Here is a 22,613-nt window from a genome sequence, read left to right as displayed (position 1 = left end):
GCTTCGTGACCCTTCCCGCTTCAGCGTTCCGCCCCCGCCTTGGCCCGGGCGGCCTCGCGCCGTGCGAGGCTTTCGGGCGGCCACATCCTCTTCGTACTATAATATTCATCGAAGACGTTAGCGCCTTCCGGCAGGCCCACCCAGCCGACTTTCGAGCGCGTAAAGATATGCACGTCCGGGGAGAATTCGGAGCGCCTTTCGAGCGTCTGGACCCGGACGAACAGCATCCATTGGCGCCGGCCGTAGTCGCTCCAGACCGCTGTCTGGCATTGCGGGCAGCGGTAGATATCGTGGGGCAGGCCGCTATCGGTCTTCATGGCCACTGCGACCGGCTGGCTCTCCGTGATCTCCACCCGGTCGGCTTCGATCAGCGCATTGATCGCAAAGGCGCCGCCCGTCTGCTGCTGGCAGTCGGTGCAATGGCAGCAATGGATGAACATCGGCCGCCCATGCATGCGATAACGCACTTTGCCGCAGAAGCAGCCGCCCTCGAATATTTCGCTCATCTTCCGTCCGGGCTCCCTCAGATTACGCATGTCGAATATGAAATATTCCTTGAGCCTCCCGCAATGCAAAATGAAGAAGACGAGACCGGCATGTTCTGCTTTAAAGTTCGCGAACACGACATGAGCAGGATCAAACGCATGACAAAAGAGCGCATTGGTATCGTCGGCCTCGGCCGGATGGGCAGCGCCATGGCGGAACGCCTTGCAATGCAGGGCTTTGCAGTGGCGGGATGGACACGCAGCGGTCTTGCGCCCGAGACGGCGACGGCCCTTGGGATCTCCGCCTCAGTCGACCTGGCTGCACTTCTCGATGCTTCGGATATCGTCATCCTGGCACTGCTCGACGATGCAGCGGTGCACGCGATGCTCGGTGAACTCACCGCCGCCGATCTCACCGGCAAGCTGATCGTCGATACCAGCACGGTGAGCCCCGAGACGCTGCGCGCCCATCACGATGCCATGGGCAGGGCGGGTGCGGCGCTTCTCGACGCGCCGATCTCCGGCGGGCCGGAAATGCTGCTGGCGGGCACGGTCGGCCTTTATATCGGCGGCGCGGAGAAGGATTTTCGGCGTTTCCTGCCGGTCGCGGAAAGTCTCTCAAACAGGATTCACCATGTCGGGACGCTGGGCGACGGCGCGTCCGCCAAGCTCGTCAACAACATGATGCTGATGGGGCTGTGGCAGATCATGAAGGAAGCCGTCGAGCTTGGCGGCAAGGCGGGCCTCGGGCGCGACAAGATGATCGAGATCCTGTCCGGCAGCCCGGCGGCGAGCCCGGCCATGCGGTCCCGGCTTCCGGTCATACTCGGAGAGACCGAGGCAGTCGGCTTTCCGGTCTCCGGCGTGCTGAAGGACATGGGGGTTGTTCTCGATCTTGCCCGCGGCCTTGGCGTCGCAACGCCGGCCATCGAGGCGGCACGCGCCAGCTTCGAGAATGCGGCGGCGCTTGGGTTTGCCGAGGCCGATCTCGGCACAGTCGTACGGCTGGTGCTCGAAGGAAAAGGCTGAACCCCGAAAGAGGCTCAGCCCTGATAGCGAGACTAGAACGTCCGGCCGAGGCGGGCGTCGACCGACTGGCTATTGCCGCCGCGCAGGGCGAAGAACAGGAAGATCGCCGCCCAGAGAATGGATTTTTCAGCGCCGGCGAGACCCTGGTTCTGTGCGATGCCGTGGAAATAAACGGTGACCAGAAGCACGATCATCGCCGCGAAGGAAGCCGGGCGGGTGAAGAGGCCGATGGCAACGAGGATGCCGCCAAAAAATTCCGTCGCGGCGAGCAGCGGCGACCAGAAGACGCCCGGATAGAAGCCGAGGCTTTCCACCATGCCCGCTGCGCCGAACGGGTTGGTGATCTTGCCGAAACCGTGGGTGACCAGCAGCACGCCGGCCGTCACGCGCAGGATCGTCTCGACGATCTCATGGGCGGAGGTATAAACGGGGGCAAGCGCCGGAATGATCAGGCGGGAGCGGGTGGTGGATTGAAGAGCCATGGGACCTCATTTTATGAAAACGACGCGACTATCGTTGCTGCAGCCCCAAATTGACGTTCGCGCTCCTTCTGTCGAGGTGCCTGCGTTCAAAAACTTGACCATTCCAGTTGACATTATTGTGAGACCGAATTGACTAGGGTAGAAGGCGAAACATGATGGAAAAGCCGCGCATTACGATTCTCTATTGCACCCAGTGCAATTGGCTGCTCAGGGCCGGCTGGATGGCACAGGAGCTGTTGCAGACCTTCGGCGACGCGCTCGGCGAAGTGGCGCTGATCCCGGGCACCGGCGGCAATTTCGAGATCCAGGTGAATGGCGAGCTCATTTGGGAACGCAAGCGGGACGGCGGGTTTCCCGGGCCCAAGGAGTTGAAGCAGCGGGTGCGCGACATGATCGACCCGGACCGCGACCTCGGCCACCTGGACCGCAAGGCGAAGGAAGACGGCGAGAGCTGAGGCCGTCCGTGACAGATCCGTGAAGGTTTTTTGGCGACGGGCGCGGAAACTTCAAAAAGCCAGTTGACAGGGGAAGGTCACACCCGTACATGGCTCTCCGTCGCCCAGATGGCGGAATTGGTAGACGCGCCAGCTTCAGGTGCTGGTACCCGAAAGGGTGTGGAGGTTCGAGTCCTCTTCTGGGCACCATTCCGATTTGATCCCTACCAAGATCAAATACTTAACGCCTTTCCAGATAATTACGCATTGGACACCTTGTAACAAAGGTCTGTAACAATGCGCTTGAGGCTTGTGCGCCCGATGGTTGCGAAGGCTCATCTATTCCGCATTTTGTAAAGCGGATTCTGTCAGACATCCGAGACCTACTCGTCGGCTGAAAGCTGGTCATTCCGCTGGGTGAGGAGATTGTGGAATTCGCCGTTACCCAGAGCACCCAAAGCCTTCGGTTCTTTCTGCGAACATCTGATCCCACCCTTGCGAAGGTGAGGCCGGCAGAGGCCATCTCGTATCTGGAGCAGTATTTTGAAGCGCTTTCCCATCGGCCAGTAGAGCTATCACATCGGCAGCTTCATGCTCTAGCTGGAGAGTTCTTAAAAGATTGACGATCTATTAAAACGAAGCTTGAAGGGGGTATGAAACCGCGCAATAGTTGAAGCCGCTGTGGGGGCTGTCGTAATGCGTTTATGTTGTCGGGGTGCATGTATTTTTCTGCTAATGGGGATGCTTGGGCTTTGCGGCAGAGCCGAGGCTAGGCTTTCCTATACTTCGCAGCAGACCGACAAGGGGACCCACTACCTCGTCGTGCATGGAGCGTTCGAGCTCACGGATAACATTCAAGACTTCGTCAATGCCGTTCGGGCATCGGGCGCAACGGTTATCTTTTTCAATTCGACAGGCGGGAACGTAAAGAAAGCTATGGAGCTCGGCAGAGCAATCCGGCTGCTCAAGATGACCACCGTACAGCTTCGCGGAGACGAGTGCGCCTCTGCCTGTTCTCTTGCTTTTCTCGGTGGCATCGAGCGTTATGCGCAGCCCGGTTCGATAGGCGTCCACAAATCCTCCTTCGCGGATACCAGCGGCCTGACAGTCGAGGAAGCGGTCTCGACCGTGCAACAGCTTACCGCCGAGGTGATGACCTACATCATGGAGATGGGCGTTGACCCAGCGCTGTTAATGCTCGCGCTGCAATACGACAGCAATGATATCAGGTATCTATCCGGCAGCGAGATGCTCAAGCTTCGGGTGGCCATGAATTTCCCGATGGCCGATACTGCCCAGCCGCAGCAAAGCCTAATCCCTTCACCGGCACCGGCACCGGCACCGTCGCCAGCGCCGCAGGCCTATGCTCCTACGGGCAATCCTGCCGTCACGAGCCTGACACAGCCCATGGAGGCGCCGCCGGAACCATCGCTGATCATCCCGCTCGCGCAGAGTGGCCGCGTGCAGCATCCGAAAGGATCGGTGACACTGAAAACCGCCCCGGCGGGGAGTTCGAAGACAATCACCCGGGTCGCGAATGGCGCTGCCGTCACAATCCTCGCGGATACCGAGAAGTGGTTTAAGGTATCGGCTGTCGGCAAGGTCGGCTATCTACATCACTCATGGGTCTGGGTGTCACAGTTCGAAGCCGCTCCGTTCGGCACCGCGTTCGTGCAGGTGAAGAGCTTTGACAACCTTGCGGAAACGAGGGACTACATCCGAAATTCCACGCTGCCTCTTTCTGCCTATCTCGCGACCAACGGATGGTTTGCGATAACGCTCAACCGCACGTTCACGGATGGCCAGTTCGCTGCCCGGCTGACGAATGACCTTAAGCAGAACAAGGCCGTACCCGACGATTCCATCGCGACATACGGGAACGCTTTCGTTCGAAAAGTCTGCTGTTCGCGATAGTCTACGAAGTTTTCTTGGGCCGGACTACCCTGAGGGTTGCCGTTCAGAAAGAGCTTCAGGCCGCAGAGACCGCCTTCATCACGGCGATGACCTTCTGATCGAGCCTGTCGTCGACCGGAAGCGCTTCGGATGCCAGGCGCACGATGACTGTTTTCGACGCGCGGTCGATCCAGACCTGCTGCCCATGGATGCCCATGCCGGTAAGGGCGCCGGTGCCGGTCTCGTACCAGAAGTATCGATAGCTGCCGCCCGGATAAAGCAGGCGCTGCTCGCCCGACGCCCAGACGTCGCGATTGCCGCCCTGCCAGAGTTCATCGACCAGCCGCCTCGGCAAGATGCCGTTACCGCCGGTTCGGACCAGTTCGCCAAGGCGTGCGAGATCGCGGGCGGTCATCGAAAGGCCGCCCGACGATCGCGCATTGCCGGCACGGTCTATCGTCAGGAACGCGTCGGAATATGCGCCCATCGGCTTCCAGATTGCGGCTTCCAGCAGCTCGGCATACCGCTGCCCACTGGCGGCCTCGATAACGAGTGCGGCCATGTCGGCATTCGGGGAGCGATAGGCATGGTGCGTTCCGTGCTCGTGCGCGGCGCGCGGCAGCGAGCACAGAAGCTCGCGCAGGGTCGGCGTAGGCTCGTCCGGACGTTCGGGGTTCCAGAGCATGGCGCGCCGATAGCGGTCGTAGTCGCCACTCTTGTCGAGATAGGCTTCGCTGAAGTCGACCGCGACGGTCATGGTCAGGAGGTCTCTGATCTTGAGGTCGCCATAGGCCGAGCCCAGAGCATCCGGAACATAGGTGGAAACCAGTTCGTCGGGGGAAAGGGAGCCGCGGTCGATGAGGATGCCGGCAAGTAAGCCGGTGACCGATTTGGAGATTGAAAAGATGATATGCGGTCTGTCGGGATCGAAATGATCGGCCTGCCATTCGGCAATGATCTCGCCGTCCCGCATGATGACCAGGGCGTCGCTTTCGCTCTCTTGGAGAAAATCCTCAAGCCCTACAGTCTCCTCGGCCAGGTTGCTCACCTTGAGGTTGGCGAAGTGGCCGAGATCAAGCGCCGGCCGTTCCTGCTTGCGCGCGCTGCGGATCACTGCCGAAGGTACGAATTCCGATACGCTCTGAAACGACCAGGTCGAGTAGGGGCGCGCACGCCAGTTCGATAGATTGATGTCTGCGCGTGCGAAGGTATGGCTGGTCATTGGGGTTCCTCCCAAAGGCTTCGTTCGATCGAGGATATCGGGCCGGTTCGTTATGCCTTTGCCGGGCAGGAAAGGTGTTATCCAGGCGGCGGTCAGGCCGCGCCCTTTGCACCGTCGAACTTGCGGTCGAGCAACATAGCCGCGTCGAGCAGCCGCCGAGTGTATTCGTGCTTCGGCCGGTCGAAGATGTCATCGCGCTCGCCGATTTCGACGATGCGGCCGTTCTGCATGACGGCGACGCGATCGGCGACCTGTTCCACCGCCCCGAGATCATGCGAGACGAAGAGGCACGCAAAGCCGTAGCGCTCCTGCAGGTCGCGGACGAGTTTCAAGATCTGCTTCTGCACCGTCATATCGAGTGCCGAAACCGGTTCGTCGGCCACGACGAAGGCCGGCCGGCGGACGATGGCCCGGGCGATCGCGACGCGTTGGCGCTGGCCTCCCGAAAGTTGATGTGGCAGCCGGCGCAGGAACGCGGTATCGAGCCCGACCTCGGAAAACACCTCCAGCACCCGCTCGCGGCGTGCCGCAGCTGACATGTCCTTTTCGAGCTTCAGCGGCTCCCCGACAATGTCTCCGACCCTCTGGCGGGGGTCGAGCGACGAATAGGGGTCCTGGAAGATGATCTGGATATCGCGGCGCTGTTTTCGCGCCAGGTCGCTGTTGCCGGTTTCGATCTTTTCGCCGCCGAAGGATATCGTCCCGTCGGTTATGCCAACCAGGCCTACGATCGCCCGGCCGAGGGTGGTCTTTCCCGAACCCGAGCCGCCGACGAGCGCGAGGGTCTCCCCGCGTCCGATCGACAGATCGACGCCATCGACGGCCCGCTTCGGTTCAGTCGGCTTCAGGAAATTGCGCCGGCCGGGATAATCGATGGTCAGGTCACGGATCTCGACCAGCGGCTGCTGCTGGGTGACATTCCTTGTGCCGCCTGCGGCTCGTCGCGGAAGCGCATCGACGAGCCTGCGGGTGTATTCATGCCTGGGCGCGGAAAGTACGTCGATGCTGCGGCCCTGTTCGACTGCCTTGCCCTTGTGCATAACCACGACATCGCGCACGTAATGCGACACCATGCCGAGGTCATGGCTGATCAGCAGGACCGCCGTGCCGTTTTCCCGGGTCAGCTCCGCCATCAGGTCGAGGACGTCTCGCTGCACCAGCGTGTCGAGCGCGGTTGTCGGCTCGTCGGCGATGAGCAGTTCCGGCTTCAGAAGCATGACCGATGCCAGCATGATGCGCTGGCGCATGCCACCGGAAAACTCGTGCGGATAGGCGGAGAGGCAGCGTGTCGGATTCTGGATCTGGATGCGCTCCAGCATGACAAGGCAGCGGTCGCGGATCTCGGCCTTGCCTAGTTTTCGATGCAGGGCCAGGCCCTCGGCCATCTGGTCGCCGATCGTCATCGATGGATTGAGCGACACCATCGGCTCCTGGAAGACCATGCCGATCCGGGCGCCGCGAATATCCCGCATCGATTTCGATGCAGCTCCGACAAGTTCCCTGCCATGAAAGCGGATGCTGCTTTCCGGCGTGACGGCCAAAGGTGACGGCAGCAGGCCAAGGATGGACCGCGCCGCCATCGTCTTGCCGGAGCCGGACTCGCCGACTAGCGCCAGCATGCCTCCAGGCTCGATCGCAAAATCAAGCCCGTCGACGACCCGGGCCAGGCCCTTGACGCTGACGGAGAGGTTTTTCGCGGCGATGACGGCTGTGCTTTGGTTATCTTCGTTCATTGTTTCTCAGCCCTGCATCTTGGGGTCGAGCCAGTCGCGCACCGCATCGCCCAGCATGTTGATGCCGAGCAGCGTCAGCGCGATGCAAAGGCCGGGAAGCACGATGAGATAGGGCGCCTGGGTGATGAAGGGCCTGGCGCTCGCCAGCATGTTGCCCCAGCTCGGTGCCGGCGGCGGCACGCCGAGACCCAGGAAGGAGAGGGCGCTTTCCGACAGGATCACCCAACCGAACATGGTGGTCGCGAGCACGGTGACGGGTGCGACGCAATTGGGCAGTACATGGCGGACCATCGTCACGATCTCGCTGTTGCCCATCACATGCGATGCCTCGATATATTCGCGCTCGCGGATCGACATCACACTCGCCCGGACGACGCGCACGACGGCTGGCATATAGGCAAGCCCGAGCGCCACGACGATTGCTTCGCGGCTGGCTCCGGTCACGGCCATGATCCCGAGCGCCAGGAGCAGGCCCGGAAAGGCGAGAAGGGCATCGTTGAACATCATGATCACCCGGTCGCTAGCGCCGCGGTAAAAGCCGGCAAGCACGCCAAAGACGAGGCCGAAGGCGATCGCGAAGGCGACGGTCGCAAACGCGATCCAGGCGCTGGTGCGCGCGCCATACATCAGTCGACTCAGAATATCGCGCCCGAACTCGTCGGTGCCGAGCAGGTGGCCGGTTGTTCCCGGCGCTTTCATGCGCGCGAGAAGGTCGAGCTTCAGCGGATCGTAAGGTGAGATCAGCGGCCCGCCGACCGCCAGCAGCACCAGCAGCGCCACGATCGTTCCGCCGATGGCGGCACTCACGCCGCGGCGAGGGAGGCGAAGAGACATAGCGGTCATTGCGCAACTCTCGGATCGAAGATCGGATAAAGCAGGTCAACCATGAGATTGACGAGAATGTAGATCGTGCTGATGAACAGGATGCATCCCTGCACGACGGGATAGTCGCGAGCATAGATGGCATCGATCAGCAGCCGACCGAGGCCGGGAATGGTAAACACCGTCTCGGTGACGGCAATGCCCCCGAGCAACCCGCCAAGAATCAGCCCGATCAGGGTCCAGGTCGGCGCAAAAGCGTTCTTGAACGCATGCCGCCACATGACGGCGCTCTCGCTGAGCCCTTTGGCGCGTGCATGGGTGATATATTCCAGCCGGGCGACCTCGATGGTCGCGGCGCGCGCCATGCGGACGATGGCACCGAGTTCGACCAGGACCAGGGTCAGCACCGGCATGAAAATATACATGAGCGCGGTGCCAAAATCCTCGCTGAACGACACGTAGCCGATGATCGGGAACCATCTCAGCCAAAGGCCGAAAAAGAGGAGGATCATCAGCCCCAGCCAGAAGCTTGGTATGGACAGGAGAAGTGTGGACGTCGCGACCACGCCGATATCCGCAAGACTGTGCTGCCGCCAGGCGGCGATCATGCCCGCCGGCACCGCGATCAGCGAGGCGAAAAAGACGGCGACGACGACGATCGTTGCAGATACGCCGAACCGCTCCAGTATCATCGGCAGAACCGGATCGCCGGTGCCGATCGACGTGCCGAAATCGCCGGTGAGGATGTTGCCCAGCCAGATCAGGTACTGGAAGACGATCGAGCTATCGAAGCCCATCTTGCTGCGGAGCGCGGCGAGCTGCTCGGCCGTTGCCAGATCGCCGAGCATCATCGACGCCGGATCGCCGGGGATCATCCGCATCATGACGAAAACAGCGGTAGAGGCGATGAAGAGGGTGGGAATTGCCGAAGCGAGGCGGCCAGCCAGGAAGCGGATCATCGCCTTACGCCTCCCAGGCCTGCCGCGACGTAGTTCGTTCCTGCAGCAGGGCAATCGCCGGGCCGCGCGAGCGGCCTGACGAAATCATCGATTTCGCAGGCAGATTCCATGTTCTCTGTTCCCATGTCTGACATTCGCAGATCGTTGTTATGGCTTTAATATATTGCGATCTTCGATCGCGCAATACGTATGCGAAAATGAGAAAGAGATGCAGTTTAAATTACTGAAGATAAATGGTAATATTTTCTGTAAAAGTGGATGTCTGCCAAGTTTTCTAATAAAACAGTCGGCAGTTTTAGCCCGCTGCAAACTCTGCATGCTTCAGCAGATAGGCAGCCCCTTCGCTGATATCGCGCACGATGGCCCCGCGGGCTTTTGGTCCGTCACCCTTCTCCAGCGCTTCGAGTGCATCCTCATGATAGTCGATTTCCAGGATGCCCGAGAGGGCCCCGTCGAAGCTGCCGGAATAACGGCGGAGAAAAGGGCCGATCTGCATCCACAATGTCTCGATGAGGAAGAGCAGCGGCGCGTTGCCACAGTGGCGGTAAATGGTGAATTTGAAATCGTAGTTGGCGGCAAGGTAAAGGTCGATATCGCCGGCTCGCGCCGCATTGGTTAGCTCTTCGCTGAGCTTGCGGATTGTGCGCAGATTGTTGCCGTTGATGATCGAAGCGGCGCGCTCCGTTGCGGCACCTTCCACGACGGTGCGGGCATCCATCAGCTGGGCGAATTCGGAAGCGGTGATCTGCGGCACCTCGAGACTACCGTTCGGCAGGGGACGCAGCGCCTGCTGGGCCTGCAGGCGCATTAGCGCGGCCCGAACCGGCATGTCGCTTGTGCCCAGTTCCTGTGCGAGCTTGCGGGATGTCAGCTTCTGGCCCGGCTCGAACCGCCCGGACACGAGGGCACGGACGATTTCCGCATAGACTTTCTCGTGAAGGGGTTCGACTTCGACCGCCGAAAGACCGAACTGCTGCTTTTTAGCCATCTTACTTCCCTTGTTGTTGCCGCGCCCGCCTGATGGGCTGCGACCTTAAACCTCATCTTTTATTGTTTTTCTAAACTGTTAGCCGGCTGATGTCACCGGGACAACCATGTCATCCCGGCAAAATTGTGCGATCTGCGATCGTAATTGTTCGCAAGGCGGGGATGATATCTCACGCCGTCTCGAGATAGGTGCGATATTCGAACTGGGTGATCTGGGTGGCGAAGGCTTCGAGCTCCTGTCGCTTGCAGGCCACCAGTCCAGACCGCAGGACAGGAGAAAATATCTCCGCGGCATGCTGTCCCACCTCGAAGGCATTGATGGCCGAATGCCAGTCGAGAGGCAGTTTTTCGAGATCCTTGCCGTATGCGTCGCCGCTACGCGGCTCCCCCGGCGAAAGCTGCTTGCGGATGCCGATCAATGCCGCTCCGAGAACCGCCGCCATCACCAGATAGGGGTTGGCGTCGGCGCCTGCGACCCGATGTTCGATGCGACGCGCCTTGTGGCTTCCCCCGGGGATGCGAATTGCGACCATGCGGTTTTCGTAACCCCAGGCGACCGCGGTCGGGGCGTAGGAGTTCGGCCGCAGCCGGCGATAGGAATTGTAGTGCGGGGCAAAGATCAGGGTGCTTTCAGCCATCGCCGCCAGCATGCCGCCGATCGCATGCCGCATCATCTCGGTTCCTTCGTCTCCGCCATTGTCGAAGACGTTATTGCCCTCTCGGTCGAGCAGGCTGAAATGGATATGGAACCCGCTGCCTGAATGATGGCCGTAGGGTTTCGCCATGAAGCAGGCCGCCAGCCCATGCTTGCGCGCGATACCTTTGACGGTGCGTTTGAAGAACAGGGCGTCGTCCGCTGCCTGAAGGGCATCGGACGTGTGGTTGAGATTGATCTCGAACTGACCGATGCCGTTTTCGGCGATCGTCGTATCGGCCGGGATCCCCTGCTCATGGCAGGCGACGTAGACGTCGTCGATAAAGGCTTCGAACTGATCGACCTCGTCCATATCCATGGCCGCAGCACTGTCGAGGCGCCGGCCGGTGGCAGGGGAAAGGGGCCCAAGCGGCAGATCCGCATTGGGATCGACCAGGTAGAATTCGAGTTCCGTCGCCGTCACCGGCGTCAGGCCCAGTTCGGCATAACCGGCCAGCACGGTGGCCAGTGCGCGGCGCGGATCGCCGAGAAAAGGAACGCCATGCTCATCGGCAAGCCAGACCGGCAGCATGGCCGTCGGCCGGGCGAGCCAGTTCATCGGCATCACGGCGCGACCCGTCCAGTCGCATCGGCCATCGGCATCGCCCGTCTCGAACACCATGGGATTGCCGGCGATATCCTTGCCCCAGATATCGAGGCCCGGGACCGAGAGCGGCATTCTCAAGCCGCCTGCCAATGCCTTTTCGGCCTGGTCGCGCGGAAGACGCTTGCCGCGCATGATGCCGTTCAGGTCGCAGACCGCCGCTCGGACGCTTTCGATTTCGGGATGCGCCTCAAGCCATTTCAATGCACCGGCAATGTCCATTCTCTTCCTACTTTCTCCCATGAAACCCTGTCCGCTTTGCACGTTAGCACCGATAACGGATCCAGGTGGTCTTCAAAGCGGTGTATTTCTCGATGGCGTGGCGCGACAGGTCGCGACCCGAGCCGGACTGCTTGAACCCGCCGAAGGGAACCGCCGGGCTGACCGGATCGACCACGTTGACCGCTACGACTCCGGCTGTCAGTCGCGCGGATACCCGATGGGCACGCGACAGGTCGTCGGTGAAGACCGATGCTGCGAGGCCATAGATGCTGTCATTGGCGATGCGGATCGCCTCGTCCTCTTCCGAGAAGCGTATGACCGACAGAACCGGCCCGAAAATCTCGTCCCGGGCGATGGTCGAATCCGGCTTTACGTCGGCAAAGATGGTCGGCTCGATGAAGCTGCCCTTGCCGCCGATGGTGACAGCCTTGCCTCCCGCCACCAACGTGGCCTCCCGCCGCCCCTCGTCGATGAACCGCATTACATTGGAGGCATGCTTGGCCTCGACCATGGCGCCAAGGCCGGACTTCGGATCGAGAGGGTCTCCCGGCTGGTAGGCCGGCAGGCGTTTCAGCAGGAGATCGATAAACGTCTTTTCGATCGATTGATGGACGAGGAGACGCGAGGAGGCGGAGCAGACCTGACCCTGGTTATAGAAGATACCGCTTGATACCTGATCAGCTGCGGCTTCCAGGTCACCGCAGTCCGGGAAAACGATGACGGGCGATTTGCCGCCGCATTCGAGCCAGACCTGCTTCATGTTGGATTCGCCGGCATATTTCAGGAAGAGTTTGCCGACTGCAGTCGATCCCGTAAAGGCGAGGCAGTCCACATCCATATGACGGCCCAGCGCCTGGCCGGCCGTTTCGCCGAAACCGGGCACGACATTGAGAACCCCTTCGGGCAGGCCGGCATCGAGTGCCAACTGGGCGAGCCGAAGCGCCGTGAACGGAGATTGCTCCGCTGGCTTGAGGACGACGCTGTTGCCGGCGGCAAGCGCCGGCGCGCATTTCCAGATCGCCATGTTGAGCGGGAAATTCCAAGGCACGACCGCGCCCACGACACCCAGTGGTACGCGGCGGATAAGGGCCGCGTTGCCTTCCGGCAAGGGCGCCATTTCATCATAGACCTTGTCCGCCTCTTCCGCATGCCACTGAAGGATATTGATGGCAGCCGGGATGTCGTTGCCGGCGGCATGGCGAACGAGCTTGCCCATGTCCACGCTCTCCATGGCGGCGAGTTCGGTCAATTCGGCGCGCATGAGTTCGGCGAGACGCAGCAGGACCTTCTTGCGTTCCACGGGTGCGCGCCGGCTCCAGGCGCCGCTTTCGAAGGAATTCCGGGCGGATGCTACCGCTGCGTCGATATCCTCGGCATCGCCTGCGGCGACCTCGGCGAGCGTCTCTCCCGTGGCTGGATTGACGGATGCAAAACCTTGCCCTGACCGGGCCTCGACCTGTCGACCGCCGATCACCGCGCGGTTGCCAAGGCTGAGGGAGCGGGCAGTCCTGTGCCAATCGGTGAGGTTCATTCAGAAGTCCTTCTTGCGAGTTTTATCTTTGCCAGGCGATCGATGTCATAAAATTTATGGTACATTTACATGTGTTTATGAGGCTTAATTCCTCTTTATCTGATGGGATATTGCGTGATCTGTGATCGCACTATATGGATGGTTTCTCGAAAAGCCAAGCGGCATCGTGAAATGCCGTGTTTCAATTTCCAGCGGGAGTGACAAGCGATGAGATCGCACAACGAGGCGAAGCCCAACATCATCGGCGGCGAATGGATCTCATCACTCCAGGCAGTGGAAAATTTCAATCCCTCCGACCTGTCTGATGTCGTCGGTCTCTACTCAACCGGCGACGCTGCGGCCGTGGATGCAGCGGTCGCCGCGGCCCGCAGCGCCCTTCCCGGCTGGGTGCTCGCCACCCCGCAGCAACGCTTCAACATTCTCGACAAGGCCGCAGCCGAAATTCTGGCGCGCGAGGAAGAGCTTGGACGACTGCTCAGCCGCGAAGAGGGCAAGACGCTGCCCGAGGGGCGGGGCGAAGTGGTTCGCGCTGGGATGGTGTTCAAATACATGGCGGGCGAGGCGCTCAGAAATCCGGGCGACGTATTGCCCTCGGTGCGCCCGGGCATCAGGGTGGAGGTAACGCGCGAGCCGGTTGGCGTCATCGGCATCATCACGCCCTGGAATTTCCCGATCGCCATCCCGGCCTGGAAGATCGCGCCAGCGCTTGCCTACGGCAATGCCGTGGTTTTCAAGCCTGCGGAACTGGTGCCCGGCTGCGCCTGGGAACTGGTCGATATTCTGCATCGCGCAGGGCTGCCGGCTGGCGTCCTCAACCTGGTGATGGGGGCCGGGCGCATCGTTGGGCAGGCAATCCTCGATCACCGGGATATCGACGCGGTTTCCTTTACCGGTTCGGCCGGAGTCGGTCGCGCAGTAGTGGCGACCGTCGCGGCGCGCGGTGCCAAGGTGCAGGCGGAAATGGGCGGCAAAAACCCCTTCGTCGTCCTGGATGATGCAGATCTCGATGTCGCGGTCGAGGCGGTCGCCAACGGATCGTTTTTTTCGACCGGCCAGCGCTGCACGGCGTCGAGCCGCATCATCGTGACGGACGGCATTCACGACCGTTTTTTGGCCGCGCTGAAAACAAGGATCTCAAGGCTGAACGTCGGGCATGCACTCCGCCCCGAAACGGAGATCGGGCCCGTCGTCGACAAGCGTCAGTTCGAGCAGGACCTGAACTATATCGAGATTGCGCGGAACGAGGGCGGCATTCTCGAGACCGGCGGCGAGTTGTGGAAGCGCGATACGCAGGGCTTTTTCCTTCAGCCCGCCCTTTTCTCCGCAACGACGAACGACATGCGCATCAATCGCGAGGAGGTTTTTGGGCCGGTCGCGGCGGTCATTCGCGTCAAGCACTACGACGAGGCGCTGCAGGTCGCCAGCGACACGGAATTCGGCCTTTCCGCCGGCATCGCGACGACGTCGATCAAACATGCCGAGCACTTCAAACGGCATGCGCGCAGCGGCATGGTGATGGTCAACGTGCCGACTGCCGGCGTCGACTACCATGTGCCCTTCGGTGGTATTCGAGGGTCGAGCTATGGCCCGCGGGAGCAGGGCGCCTATGCGAAGGAATTCTATACGAATGTGAAGACCGCCTATTCGATGTGAGGCGGCCATGCCTGCGCCAACGATCCGGATCGAAAGCCTGCATCTCTATCCGCTGAAATCCGGTTCAGCGATCGACATCCTTTCCGCATGGGTCGAGCCGGAAGGCCTGGCCGATGATCGAACCATGATGGTGACCGATCTTTCGGGGGAGTGCCTGACGTCCCGAGAATTTCCCGCCTTGCTGACGCTACGCTGCCTGATCGACGGTGGCGAGATCATCCTGATGGGGCCGGGTGCCAGGCCATATGTCTTTTCCCGCATGGCGCTTCGCCAGACTGCCAATTGGGCGGCGCGCGTATGGGGCGACGAGGTTGCCGTCCTCGATGCCGGCGACCCTGCGGCCGACTGGCTCTCGCGCTTTCTCGGCCATTCCTGCCGGCTCGTGTTGAAGGGGCCGCAAACGTACCGGCCTCTCGCCTTGAAGCCCGGCCATGCCGTCAGCTTTGCCGATACCGCACCGCTTCTGCTGATCGGCAAATCCTCTGTCGACGACTTGAACGAGTATCTGGAGACGCCGGCCGAGATGGCCTGTTTCCGGCCCAATGTCGTCGTTTCGGGAACGCTGCCGTTTGACGAGGACGGTTGGGGATTGATCCGTATCGGCGGGGTCGAATTCGATGTCGCCGGCGGCTGCGATCGCTGCGTGGTGACGACGCTCGACCCGCAAAGCGGGGAGGCGCGCACCGATCGGGAGCCTTTGGCGACGCTCGCAAAACGGCGCCGGGGAGAGGACGGAAAACCCTATTTCGGGCAGTTTCTCGTTCCGCGTCAATCAGGACGCATTTTTGCCGGGGATGCAGTCGAAATCCTCTCCCGCAAGGAGCCCGTCAGGCTTCGCCCGCCTCCGGACATGGAGCGGATCCGGAGGTTCGCGAAGCGGGAAGCGGTACGAGGGCCGGGACCGATCCCGATGATCTGCACCGGCATCGTGGCTGAAACGGCAGACATGCGGAGCTTTCGGTTCAAGGCGGAGGATGGTGCTGCGATCGACCATCTGCCTGGCCAGTTCATCACGCTTCAGCTGGAGATCGGCGGCGTTCCGGTACGCCGCAGCTATACGATTTCGTCCTCGCCGTCCCGGCCGCATCATATCGCCGTCAGCGTGAAACGGGTCCGTGGAGGTCGCGTTTCCAACTGGCTGCATGACAATCTGAAGGTCGGTGACCGGATGCTCGGTCTTGGACCGCATGGACGGTTTCATCTTGCTGCGGCGGACGAGAAACACTCGCTGCTGATGGTGTCGGCCGGCAGCGGTATCACGCCGATGATCGCCATGCTGCGGTATGTCGCCGACCTCGATCTGCCACATGATGTCGTCTTCCATCACAGTGCTCGCAGCACCGAAGATCTGCCCTTTACAGAGGAACTGCTTCTCCTGAAGCGGCAGATGGGAGACAGGTTGAAACTCTCCTGGAGTTTGACGTCCCCCGGGGTGGCCTCGATCGATGGTCCTTCGTCCCCATCTTACAAGGGACGCCTCAGTGAGATCATGCTTGCGGACATTTGCCCTGATATTCGCGATCGCGTGACCTTTTGTTGCGGGCCTGACGGCTTTCGGCAAGCGGCAAGAGCGATGCATCGGGAACTTGCACCCGATGCTACCTATCTTGAGGAAAGCTTCGGTTCCGACCTGACGGCAACCGTGGAAGAGGAGGTTTTGCCATATCGGGTGAATTTCCGGAAAAGCGGCATTATTGCCGAAGGCAAGAGCCCAGAAACACTCCTCGATATTGCGCGAACCATGAACATTCCGGTGCATGCCGATTGCGAGGCAGGTATCTGCGGGACCTGCCGCTTCCGTGTCGTTTCGGGCGACTGGATACTTGCGGCGAACTGCGCCGACCCCGAGCGTACAGCGCTCAGCGGGGAGGAAAAGCAGGAGGGATATGTGCTTGCCTGCAGCACCCGGCCGATTGGGAACCTCGTCGTCGACCTTTAGGTATCCACCGGCAGTTTTCACAGGCTCCAAACGGATTTTCGGCGATCTGCGGAAATCAATGCCGCGGAAATGTATATCTATATCAAAGAAATACGCCGACTCTTGTGACGGCGCAAAGAATTCTCCATCTTGCATATTGTGCGATCTGCGATCGCGATATATCGTCGACGAAAATGAGTTTCGGCGGTTCATCTGGCCGTCGTCAAACAGGATTGGGGTCGAAGCATATGGATACGGCGGGCACGAATGCCGTCTCGGACGGGAACATGAGCCTGGCGGACCGGGATCGGGGGGGATTTTTCCATCCGTTCACCTCCATCAGGGACCAGAAGGTCAACGGCGCCCTGGTCATGTCCTCGGCGAACGGATGCCGGATCCGTGATACTGACGGGGTCGAATACCTCGATGGCGCCGCCGGGTTGTGGTGCGTCAATGTCGGGTATGGTCGCAAAGAAATTTCGGATGCGATCCACGCCCAGTCGTTGTCGCTTCCCTATTTCCACACCTTCAACACGATCGCCAACGAACCGGTCATCCGCCTTTCCGAGCGGCTGCTTGCCCTTGCGCCGGCGAACATGCGCCGGGTCTTCTATGGATCGTCGGGATCGGACGCGAACGACACGGCGGTGAAGATGCTGTGGTCCTACAATATCTGCCGGGGCAAGCCCGAGAAGCGGAAAATCATTTCGCGGGCCTATGCGTATCATGGGGTTTCGGTCGCCTCGGGCAGCCTCTCTGGAGTGCCGATGGTGCACCAGTATTTCGGCCTGCCGATCGATTTCGCCCGCCACGTCTCGCGGCCCGATCTCTATCGCGATGCGCCGGCCCGCGGCTTTGCGACCGAAGAAGCCTATTCCGCCTATCTGGCGAAGGAGATCGAAGAGGTGATCCTTGCCGAGGGGCCGGATACGGTCGCCGGCTTTATCGCGGAGCCAGTCATGGGTACTGGTGGTGTCCTTCCGCCGCCGAAGGGTTATTTCCAGGAAATCCGCAAGGTTCTCGACAGATACGACGTGCGGATGATCGCCGACGAGGTGATCACCGGCTTCGGTCGTCTGGGCCGCTGGTTTGCCTCCGACCTTTACGAGATCGAGCCGGACCTGATCCTGGCCGCCAAGGGCCTGACCAGCGGCTACCTGCCGCTTTCGGCGGTCCTGGTCGGGGAAAAGATCTGGGACGTGTTCGAAACCGTCGCCGGTGACGGCCGGGCTTTCGCGCATGGCTTCACCTATTCCGGTCATCCGACCTGCGCCGCCGCCGCCATGGCGAACCTTGATATCCTCGAACGCGAGAACCTCGTGGAGCGTGTCGCCGAAATGGCGCCGGTGTTCCGCAAGACCTTCGACGACCGGCTGCTCGATCTCGACATTGTCGGCGATATCAGAAGTACCGGTTTCATGATGGGTATCGAACTGGTGGTGGATAAGACGCAGAAGCGCTCCTTCGAGGCTTCCGCCAAGATCGCCGGGCGGGTTTCGCTTGCCGCCCGCCGTCATCGGCTGCTGCTGCGGGCCTTGCCGAATTCTGACGTGCTGGCGCTCTCGCCGCCGTTTATCACCACGACCGAAGACATGGCCACGATTGCCGATCTTGCGCGTGCCGCTATTGTCGACGTGACGGATGAACTCAAGGCGGAAGGATTGTTATGAGCGCAGGTGTTGGCCGCTTCCGATCCGAGAACATCGAAACGGTCGCGATTATCGGCGCCGGCCTGATCGGCGGCGCCTGGGCGGCATTTTTCCTCAGCCGCGGCCTGAAAGTACGGGTCTACGACACCGATCCTGAGGGTGCTCGGCGGCTGGAAAAGGTCGTCGGCAACGCACTTGAGGATCTACGTCAGGTCGGATCAGTCGCGCCGGTAGCGACGGATGCTCTGTTTTTCTCCGGCGACCTCGAAGAGGTCCTGGCCGGCTGCGACTATGTCCAGGAGAATGCGCCGGAAAAATTGCCCCTCAAGCAGGCGCTCCTGAAACGGATCACCGATCTTACGCCTTCCGACGTGGTGATCGGTTCGAGCACGTCGTCTTTTCAGCCAAGCGAACTGCAGGCAGGAGGTGCGGAGGCGGAGCGGATTGTCGTCGCGCATCCCTTCAACCCGCCGCATCTCCTGCCGCTGGTGGAGATCGTGGCAGGGCCGAAAAGCAGCCCGGAGGCGCAGGCAGCCGTCTACCGGTTCTTCGAACGGCTCGGCAAGGCTCCCATCCGCATCACCCGGGAGGCCGCAGGCCATGTCGCGAACCGCATGACGGCGGCGCTCTGGCGCGAGGCGGTCCATATCGTCGCCGAGGGAATCGCCAGCGTCGAGGACGTGGACCGGGCCATCCGCTTCGGGCCGGGTCTGCGCTGGGCGATCGACGGTCCGCATATGCTTTATCATCTTGGCGGCGGCGAGGGCGGCATCGCCCATTATCTCAAACATCTCGGTCCGGCACAGGAAGCGCGCTGGCGTTCGCTCGGCAATCCATCGCTCACGGAAGACGTTCAGTCCCTGCTGATCGATGGGGTCATGCAGGAAGCGGCCGGCCGCAGCATCGAAGAACTCGGCGCGCGGCGAGATCGACTGCTTATTGCCCTTCTGAAGGCGCTCGATAGCACTCCCCTGTCCGGCAAGAGCGAGGTTGCGGGGTGATCCATTCACAGGAATTGCCGCGCATCATGGTGGCGCCGACCGGCGCTCGTCGGACAAAGGCCGACCATCCGTTACTGCCGATGACTGCCGACGAAATCGTCGGGACCGCCGCTGCATGTTTCGCGGCAGGCGCCGGTGCCATTCATGCACATGTGCGCGATGCTGAGGGAGGCCACAGCCTCGACATCGGTCTTTATGCCGATCTCGTCTCGCGTCTGCGCGAACGCGTGCCCGGCATGCTCGTCCAGATCTCGACGGAAGCGGTAGGTATCTACACGCCCGAGGAACAGATCGCACTAGTCCGTGCACTGAAACCGGCCTTCGTTTCGGTTGCCCTTCGGGAGATCTTCCCGGAAGGCGGTGACGAGGCGAGGGCGGTCGATTTCTATAGCGGGTGCAAGAGCGAGGGCATCTCCGTCCAGCATATCCTCTACGACGCCGTTGACGTACTGCGCCTTGCTGAATTTCAGGCGCGTCACCTGACTTCGACCTCGCGGCTTTCGGTCATCTATGTGCTTGGACGTTATGCGGTCGATCAGGAAAGCGGCCCCCAGGATCTGGAGCCGTTTCTCGATGCTGCCCTGCAGTTTTCGCAGCCGCCCGACTGGATGGTCTGCGCCTTCGGCCGCGGCGAAACGGACTGCCTCGCAGCGGCTCTTGCGGCCGGAGGCAAGGTAAGGGTCGGTTTCGAAAACAGCTTCTGGCACAGCGACGGGCGGATCGCGTCTTCCAATGCGGAACGGGTTGCCACTATCCGTGAAATTGCCGACCGCATGCAGGAAGGACGGCGCGCATGACCATGACGATTACGACGCCCTACCGGATTTTCGATGTCTCGCTGGCGCGGCGCGAGATATTGTCCCCCAATATGGCGCGGCTGACCTTCACGGGTCCGCAGGTCAGGCACATGGCGACGCTTGCGCCGGACCAGCGCATCAAGATCTTCTTTCCGAAACGGGATGGCTTGTCTCCGGCCATCCCGCATCGCCCGGACTGGTACGAACTCTACAAGGTCCTGCCACCTGGCGAACGCGTGCCGATGCGCACCTACACGATCCGGTATCTGCGTGCCGATGCCTGCGAAGTCGATATCGATTTCGTTCTGCACGGAGACAACGGACCCGCATCCCGCTGGGCCGCACATGCCGATCTCGGAGATCCCGTCCAGATCTCGGCCCCGAACCGGGACCATCTCGCAGGCAACCAGGGTTACGAGTGGAAACCTCCGGCAGGCGTGCGCAACGTCCTGCTGATCGCGGACCTGACGGCCGTCCCTGCGGCGATCGGTATTCTGGAGGAGCTTTCCGAGCTTCCCGATCCACCGATGACACAGGCTTTCTTCGAGGTGCCGGATGCGGGAGACCGACTGCCGCTTCCGCGGTGGCCCGGTCTCGATGTCCATTGGATGGTCCAGTCCGAAGCGGCGGCAGAACTCGCTCCCTATGGAGCTCTGATGATCGACGCTGCGGCAAAGGCCCGGCTGCCGCAGGGTGCGATCGGATCGATCGCTGTCCCGGAACTCGCCGAGATTGATGTCGACAGGGATTCGCTTTGGGAGCGCGCCGATACCAGCGACGGCAGCTTCTATGGCTGGGTGGCGGGCGAAGCCGATGCCGTGCGGATCATCCGCAATCTGCTGATCAAGGATCGGGGCGTCGATCGCACGCTCGTCAATCTCATGGGCTACTGGCGGCACGGCCGCATTCGGGACTGACCAATGCCGAGGTACGTTATTCTCAGGGACGATTTCGTTTCCACGCCATCGGCGCGGACGCTTTATGCCGACCTGCTGCGTCTCTGCGCACGTATCGGATATTCTCCACCTTCGCCTTTCTGAGCCTGATGGACATCAAACTCGGATAAAGGACAATAGTGATGAATATCCAGAAATACTCGCTGGCGGAGCTTCAGCGGATCGATTCGACCCATTTCCTCCATCCCTTCACCGATCACAAGGATTTGCGTGCCAAGGGCGCGCGGATGATCGTGCGGGGCGAGGGGCCTTTCATCTATGATGCGGAAGGAAACGAGATTCTTGACGGGATGGCAGGCCTCTGGTGCCTCAATGTCGGCTACGGCCGCGAGGAGCTGGCCGACGCTGCCTCCGCGCAGATGCGGGAACTACCGTTCTACAACTCGTTCTTCAAGTGCACGACGCCTGCGCCGGTGCAGCTTTCCGCCAAACTGGCGGAGCTCGCACCGCCGAACATGAACCAGGTCTTCTACGGCTCATCGGGCTCGGAAGCCAACGACACGGCGCTGCGCCTCGTTCGCCATTACTGGGCGCTGGAAGGCAAGCCGGAGAAGAATATCGTCATCTCCCGCAACTACGGCTATCACGGTTCGACGATCGCCGGCGCGTCGCTCGGCGGCATGCCCGACATGCACAAGCAGCTCGGCGGCGCCGTGCCGAACATTGTCCATGTCATGGCGCCCTACGCCTTCGATCTGGCCCTGCCGGGCGAAAGCGATCATGATTTCGGCCTGCGGGCGGCGCGTGCGGTGGAGGATGCGATCCTTGCCGCCGGTGCCGACAAGGTTGCAGCCTTCATCGGCGAACCGGTCATGGGGGCGGGCGGCGTGAAGATCCCGCCGGCGAGCTATTGGCCGGAGGTCCAGCGCATCTGCGAGAAATACGACATCCTGCTGATGCTCGACGAGGTGATCACCGGTTACGGCCGCACCGGCGAGTGGTTCGCCGCCACGACCTTCGGCATCAAGGCCGACACGATCACCACCGCCAAGGCTCTGACGTCAGGTTATCAGCCGCTTTCGGCGCTGTTCGTCGGCGACCGGATCGCCGAGACGCTGGTGGAAAAGGGCGGCGAATTCTATCACGGCTACACCTATGCCGGCCATCCGGTATGCTGCGCCGTAGCACTCAAGAACCTCGAAATCATCGAGAACGAGGGGTTGGTGGAGCGCGTCCGGTCCGAGACCGGTCCTTATCTCAGCGAGCAGCTCGGCAAGCGGCTCGGCGGCCATCCGCTCGTCGGCGAGACCCGCTCGGTCGGATTGATGGCGGCGATCGAGATCGTCAAGGACAAGAAGTCGCGCGAACGGTTCCAGCCGGGCGGTTCGGCCGCAACGCTGGTGCGTGACCACGCGATTGCGGGCGGGCTGATGGTGCGCGTGGTGGACGACACGATCATCATGGCGCCACCCCTGATCTGGACGCGGGAAACGATTGATCTCGCCTGCGATCGTCTTGTCGCTGCGCTCGATCTTGCCGAAGCGACGCTCGCCTCGAAGCGATAAACGAAAGGCGGCCCGGCGCACAGGTTGCGCCGGGCGG

19 protein-coding genes and 1 tRNA gene are annotated in these 22,613 nt (G+C 61.4%); 11 read left to right on the top strand and 9 right to left on the bottom strand.

Going from position 1 to position 22,613, the window contains the following annotated elements; translation table 11 throughout:
* Window positions 1-20: 20 nt before the first annotated feature.
* Entirely contained in the window at window positions 21-506 is a 486-nt protein-coding gene (locus C5J24_RS21200) for a GFA family protein (RefSeq protein ID WP_105421040.1), read from the bottom strand.
* Between the two features lie 63 nt (window positions 507-569).
* Between C5J24_RS21200 and C5J24_RS21195 the strand changes: the two genes are divergently transcribed.
* Complete coding sequence (locus C5J24_RS21195; protein WP_371674731.1) at window positions 570-1,514, top strand: NAD(P)-dependent oxidoreductase; 945 nt, start codon at window positions 570-572, stop codon at window positions 1,512-1,514.
* A gap of 32 nt (window positions 1,515-1,546) precedes the next feature.
* Here C5J24_RS21195 and C5J24_RS21190 read toward each other — a convergent pair whose 3' ends face one another.
* The gene (locus tag C5J24_RS21190) at window positions 1,547-1,996 is read right to left on the bottom strand and encodes a DoxX family protein (protein WP_046666022.1); all 450 of its coding nucleotides are present in this window, start codon (window positions 1,994-1,996) and stop codon (window positions 1,547-1,549) included.
* Between the two features lie 152 nt (window positions 1,997-2,148).
* On the opposite strand from C5J24_RS21190, the gene C5J24_RS21185 reads away from it, so the two are divergent.
* From C5J24_RS21185 to C5J24_RS21175, 3 genes are all read left to right on the top strand, one after another.
* On the top strand, window positions 2,149-2,451 hold the full coding sequence (locus C5J24_RS21185) for a SelT/SelW/SelH family protein (RefSeq protein WP_046629407.1): 303 nt from the start codon (window positions 2,149-2,151) through the stop codon (window positions 2,449-2,451).
* A gap of 102 nt (window positions 2,452-2,553) precedes the next feature.
* A tRNA-Leu gene (locus C5J24_RS21180) sits at window positions 2,554-2,640 on the top strand.
* 531 nt (window positions 2,641-3,171) lie between these two features.
* Window positions 3,172-4,344 (top strand): SH3 domain-containing protein, encoded by a 1,173-nt coding sequence (locus C5J24_RS21175; protein WP_105420725.1) that lies wholly within the window; start codon window positions 3,172-3,174, stop codon window positions 4,342-4,344.
* A 55-nt stretch (window positions 4,345-4,399) separates the two neighbouring features.
* Here the strand turns inward: C5J24_RS21175 and C5J24_RS21170 are convergent, their stop codons facing one another.
* The 7 genes from C5J24_RS21170 to C5J24_RS21140 form a co-directional block, all read right to left on the bottom strand.
* Window positions 4,400-5,545: a serine hydrolase gene (locus C5J24_RS21170; protein WP_105420723.1), complete on the bottom strand. Its 1,146-nt coding sequence runs from the start codon at window positions 5,543-5,545 to the stop codon at window positions 4,400-4,402.
* A 92-nt stretch (window positions 5,546-5,637) separates the two neighbouring features.
* Window positions 5,638-7,278 carry an ABC transporter ATP-binding protein gene (locus C5J24_RS21165; protein WP_105420722.1) on the bottom strand — a complete coding sequence of 547 codons (1,641 nt, stop codon included), beginning with the start codon at window positions 7,276-7,278 and terminating at the stop codon, window positions 5,638-5,640.
* Between the two features lie 6 nt (window positions 7,279-7,284).
* Window positions 7,285-8,121 carry an ABC transporter permease gene (locus tag C5J24_RS21160; protein WP_105420720.1) on the bottom strand — a complete coding sequence of 279 codons (837 nt, stop codon included), beginning with the start codon at window positions 8,119-8,121 and terminating at the stop codon, window positions 7,285-7,287.
* Complete coding sequence (locus tag C5J24_RS21155) at window positions 8,118-9,059, bottom strand: ABC transporter permease (protein ID WP_105420718.1); 942 nt, start codon at window positions 9,057-9,059, stop codon at window positions 8,118-8,120. Before C5J24_RS21155 ends, C5J24_RS21160 begins: the two co-directional genes overlap by 4 nt.
* A 295-nt stretch (window positions 9,060-9,354) precedes the next feature.
* Window positions 9,355-10,047, bottom strand: a complete 693-nt coding sequence (locus tag C5J24_RS21150; protein ID WP_105420716.1) for a GntR family transcriptional regulator — start codon at window positions 10,045-10,047, stop codon at window positions 9,355-9,357.
* Between the two features lie 169 nt (window positions 10,048-10,216).
* On the bottom strand, window positions 10,217-11,566 hold the full coding sequence (locus tag C5J24_RS21145; protein WP_245446744.1) for a glutamine synthetase family protein: 1,350 nt from the start codon (window positions 11,564-11,566) through the stop codon (window positions 10,217-10,219).
* Window positions 11,567-11,609: 43 nt separating this feature from the next.
* Complete coding sequence (locus tag C5J24_RS21140) at window positions 11,610-13,097, bottom strand: aldehyde dehydrogenase (protein WP_105420714.1); 1,488 nt, start codon at window positions 13,095-13,097, stop codon at window positions 11,610-11,612.
* A 207-nt stretch (window positions 13,098-13,304) separates the two neighbouring features.
* Between C5J24_RS21140 and C5J24_RS21135 the strand changes: the two genes are divergently transcribed.
* From C5J24_RS21135 to C5J24_RS21105, 7 genes are all read left to right on the top strand, one after another.
* On the top strand, window positions 13,305-14,750 hold the full coding sequence (locus tag C5J24_RS21135; protein ID WP_105420712.1) for an aldehyde dehydrogenase family protein: 1,446 nt from the start codon (window positions 13,305-13,307) through the stop codon (window positions 14,748-14,750).
* A gap of 7 nt (window positions 14,751-14,757) precedes the next feature.
* A complete protein-coding gene (locus C5J24_RS21130) occupies window positions 14,758-16,689 on the top strand; it encodes an MOSC domain-containing protein (protein ID WP_105420710.1) in 1,932 nt (643 codons plus the stop codon).
* A gap of 266 nt (window positions 16,690-16,955) precedes the next feature.
* A complete protein-coding gene (locus C5J24_RS21125; protein ID WP_172724088.1) occupies window positions 16,956-18,338 on the top strand; it encodes an aspartate aminotransferase family protein in 1,383 nt (460 codons plus the stop codon).
* A complete protein-coding gene (locus C5J24_RS21120; protein ID WP_105420706.1) occupies window positions 18,335-19,318 on the top strand; it encodes a 3-hydroxyacyl-CoA dehydrogenase NAD-binding domain-containing protein in 984 nt (327 codons plus the stop codon). The genes C5J24_RS21125 and C5J24_RS21120 overlap by 4 nt, the downstream gene beginning before the upstream one ends.
* A complete protein-coding gene (locus C5J24_RS21115) occupies window positions 19,315-20,115 on the top strand; it encodes a 3-keto-5-aminohexanoate cleavage protein (protein ID WP_245437479.1) in 801 nt (266 codons plus the stop codon). Before C5J24_RS21120 ends, C5J24_RS21115 begins: the two co-directional genes overlap by 4 nt.
* Window positions 20,112-21,032 carry a siderophore-interacting protein gene (locus C5J24_RS21110; RefSeq protein ID WP_105420704.1) on the top strand — a complete coding sequence of 307 codons (921 nt, stop codon included), beginning with the start codon at window positions 20,112-20,114 and terminating at the stop codon, window positions 21,030-21,032. Before C5J24_RS21115 ends, C5J24_RS21110 begins: the two co-directional genes overlap by 4 nt.
* 161 nt (window positions 21,033-21,193) lie before the next feature.
* A complete protein-coding gene (locus C5J24_RS21105) occupies window positions 21,194-22,576 on the top strand; it encodes an aspartate aminotransferase family protein (RefSeq protein WP_105420702.1) in 1,383 nt (460 codons plus the stop codon).
* Window positions 22,577-22,613 lie beyond the last annotated feature (37 nt).

The organism is Neorhizobium sp. T25_27 (assembly GCF_002968565.1).
GTDB classification, from domain to species: Bacteria; Pseudomonadota; Alphaproteobacteria; order Rhizobiales; family Rhizobiaceae; genus Neorhizobium; species Neorhizobium tomejilense.
The sequence above is the reverse complement of the archived record's forward strand: the minus strand, read 5'-3'. Positions and strand labels throughout refer to the sequence as shown.

Excerpts from the sequence above, each read along its gene's own strand:
- C5J24_RS21140 (WP_105420714.1), bottom strand. The coding sequence starts at position 13,097 with ATGAACCTCACCGATTGGCACAGGACTGCCCGCTCCCTCAGCCTTGGC.
- C5J24_RS21200 (WP_105421040.1), bottom strand. The coding sequence starts at position 506 with ATGAGCGAAATATTCGAGGGCGGCTGCTTCTGCGGCAAAGTGCGTTAT.
- C5J24_RS21130 (WP_105420710.1), top strand. The coding sequence starts at position 14,758 with ATGCCTGCGCCAACGATCCGGATCGAAAGCCTGCATCTCTATCCGCTG.
- C5J24_RS21110 (WP_105420704.1), top strand. The coding sequence starts at position 20,112 with ATGACCATGACGATTACGACGCCCTACCGGATTTTCGATGTCTCGCTG.
- C5J24_RS21175 (WP_105420725.1), top strand. The coding sequence starts at position 3,172 with ATGCTTGGGCTTTGCGGCAGAGCCGAGGCTAGGCTTTCCTATACTTCG.
- C5J24_RS21125 (WP_172724088.1), top strand. The coding sequence starts at position 16,956 with ATGAGCCTGGCGGACCGGGATCGGGGGGGATTTTTCCATCCGTTCACC.
- C5J24_RS21190 (WP_046666022.1), bottom strand. The coding sequence starts at position 1,996 with ATGGCTCTTCAATCCACCACCCGCTCCCGCCTGATCATTCCGGCGCTT.
- C5J24_RS21165 (WP_105420722.1), bottom strand. The coding sequence starts at position 7,278 with ATGAACGAAGATAACCAAAGCACAGCCGTCATCGCCGCGAAAAACCTC.
- C5J24_RS21195 (WP_371674731.1), top strand. The coding sequence starts at position 570 with ATGCAAAATGAAGAAGACGAGACCGGCATGTTCTGCTTTAAAGTTCGC.
- C5J24_RS21160 (WP_105420720.1), bottom strand. The coding sequence starts at position 8,121 with ATGACCGCTATGTCTCTTCGCCTCCCTCGCCGCGGCGTGAGTGCCGCC.
- C5J24_RS21120 (WP_105420706.1), top strand. The coding sequence starts at position 18,335 with ATGAGCGCAGGTGTTGGCCGCTTCCGATCCGAGAACATCGAAACGGTC.
- C5J24_RS21105 (WP_105420702.1), top strand. The coding sequence starts at position 21,194 with ATGAATATCCAGAAATACTCGCTGGCGGAGCTTCAGCGGATCGATTCG.
- C5J24_RS21155 (WP_105420718.1), bottom strand. The coding sequence starts at position 9,059 with ATGATCCGCTTCCTGGCTGGCCGCCTCGCTTCGGCAATTCCCACCCTC.
- C5J24_RS21185 (WP_046629407.1), top strand. The coding sequence starts at position 2,149 with ATGATGGAAAAGCCGCGCATTACGATTCTCTATTGCACCCAGTGCAAT.
- C5J24_RS21150 (WP_105420716.1), bottom strand. The coding sequence starts at position 10,047 with ATGGCTAAAAAGCAGCAGTTCGGTCTTTCGGCGGTCGAAGTCGAACCC.
- C5J24_RS21170 (WP_105420723.1), bottom strand. The coding sequence starts at position 5,545 with ATGACCAGCCATACCTTCGCACGCGCAGACATCAATCTATCGAACTGG.
- C5J24_RS21135 (WP_105420712.1), top strand. The coding sequence starts at position 13,305 with ATGAGATCGCACAACGAGGCGAAGCCCAACATCATCGGCGGCGAATGG.
- C5J24_RS21145 (WP_245446744.1), bottom strand. The coding sequence starts at position 11,566 with ATGGACATTGCCGGTGCATTGAAATGGCTTGAGGCGCATCCCGAAATC.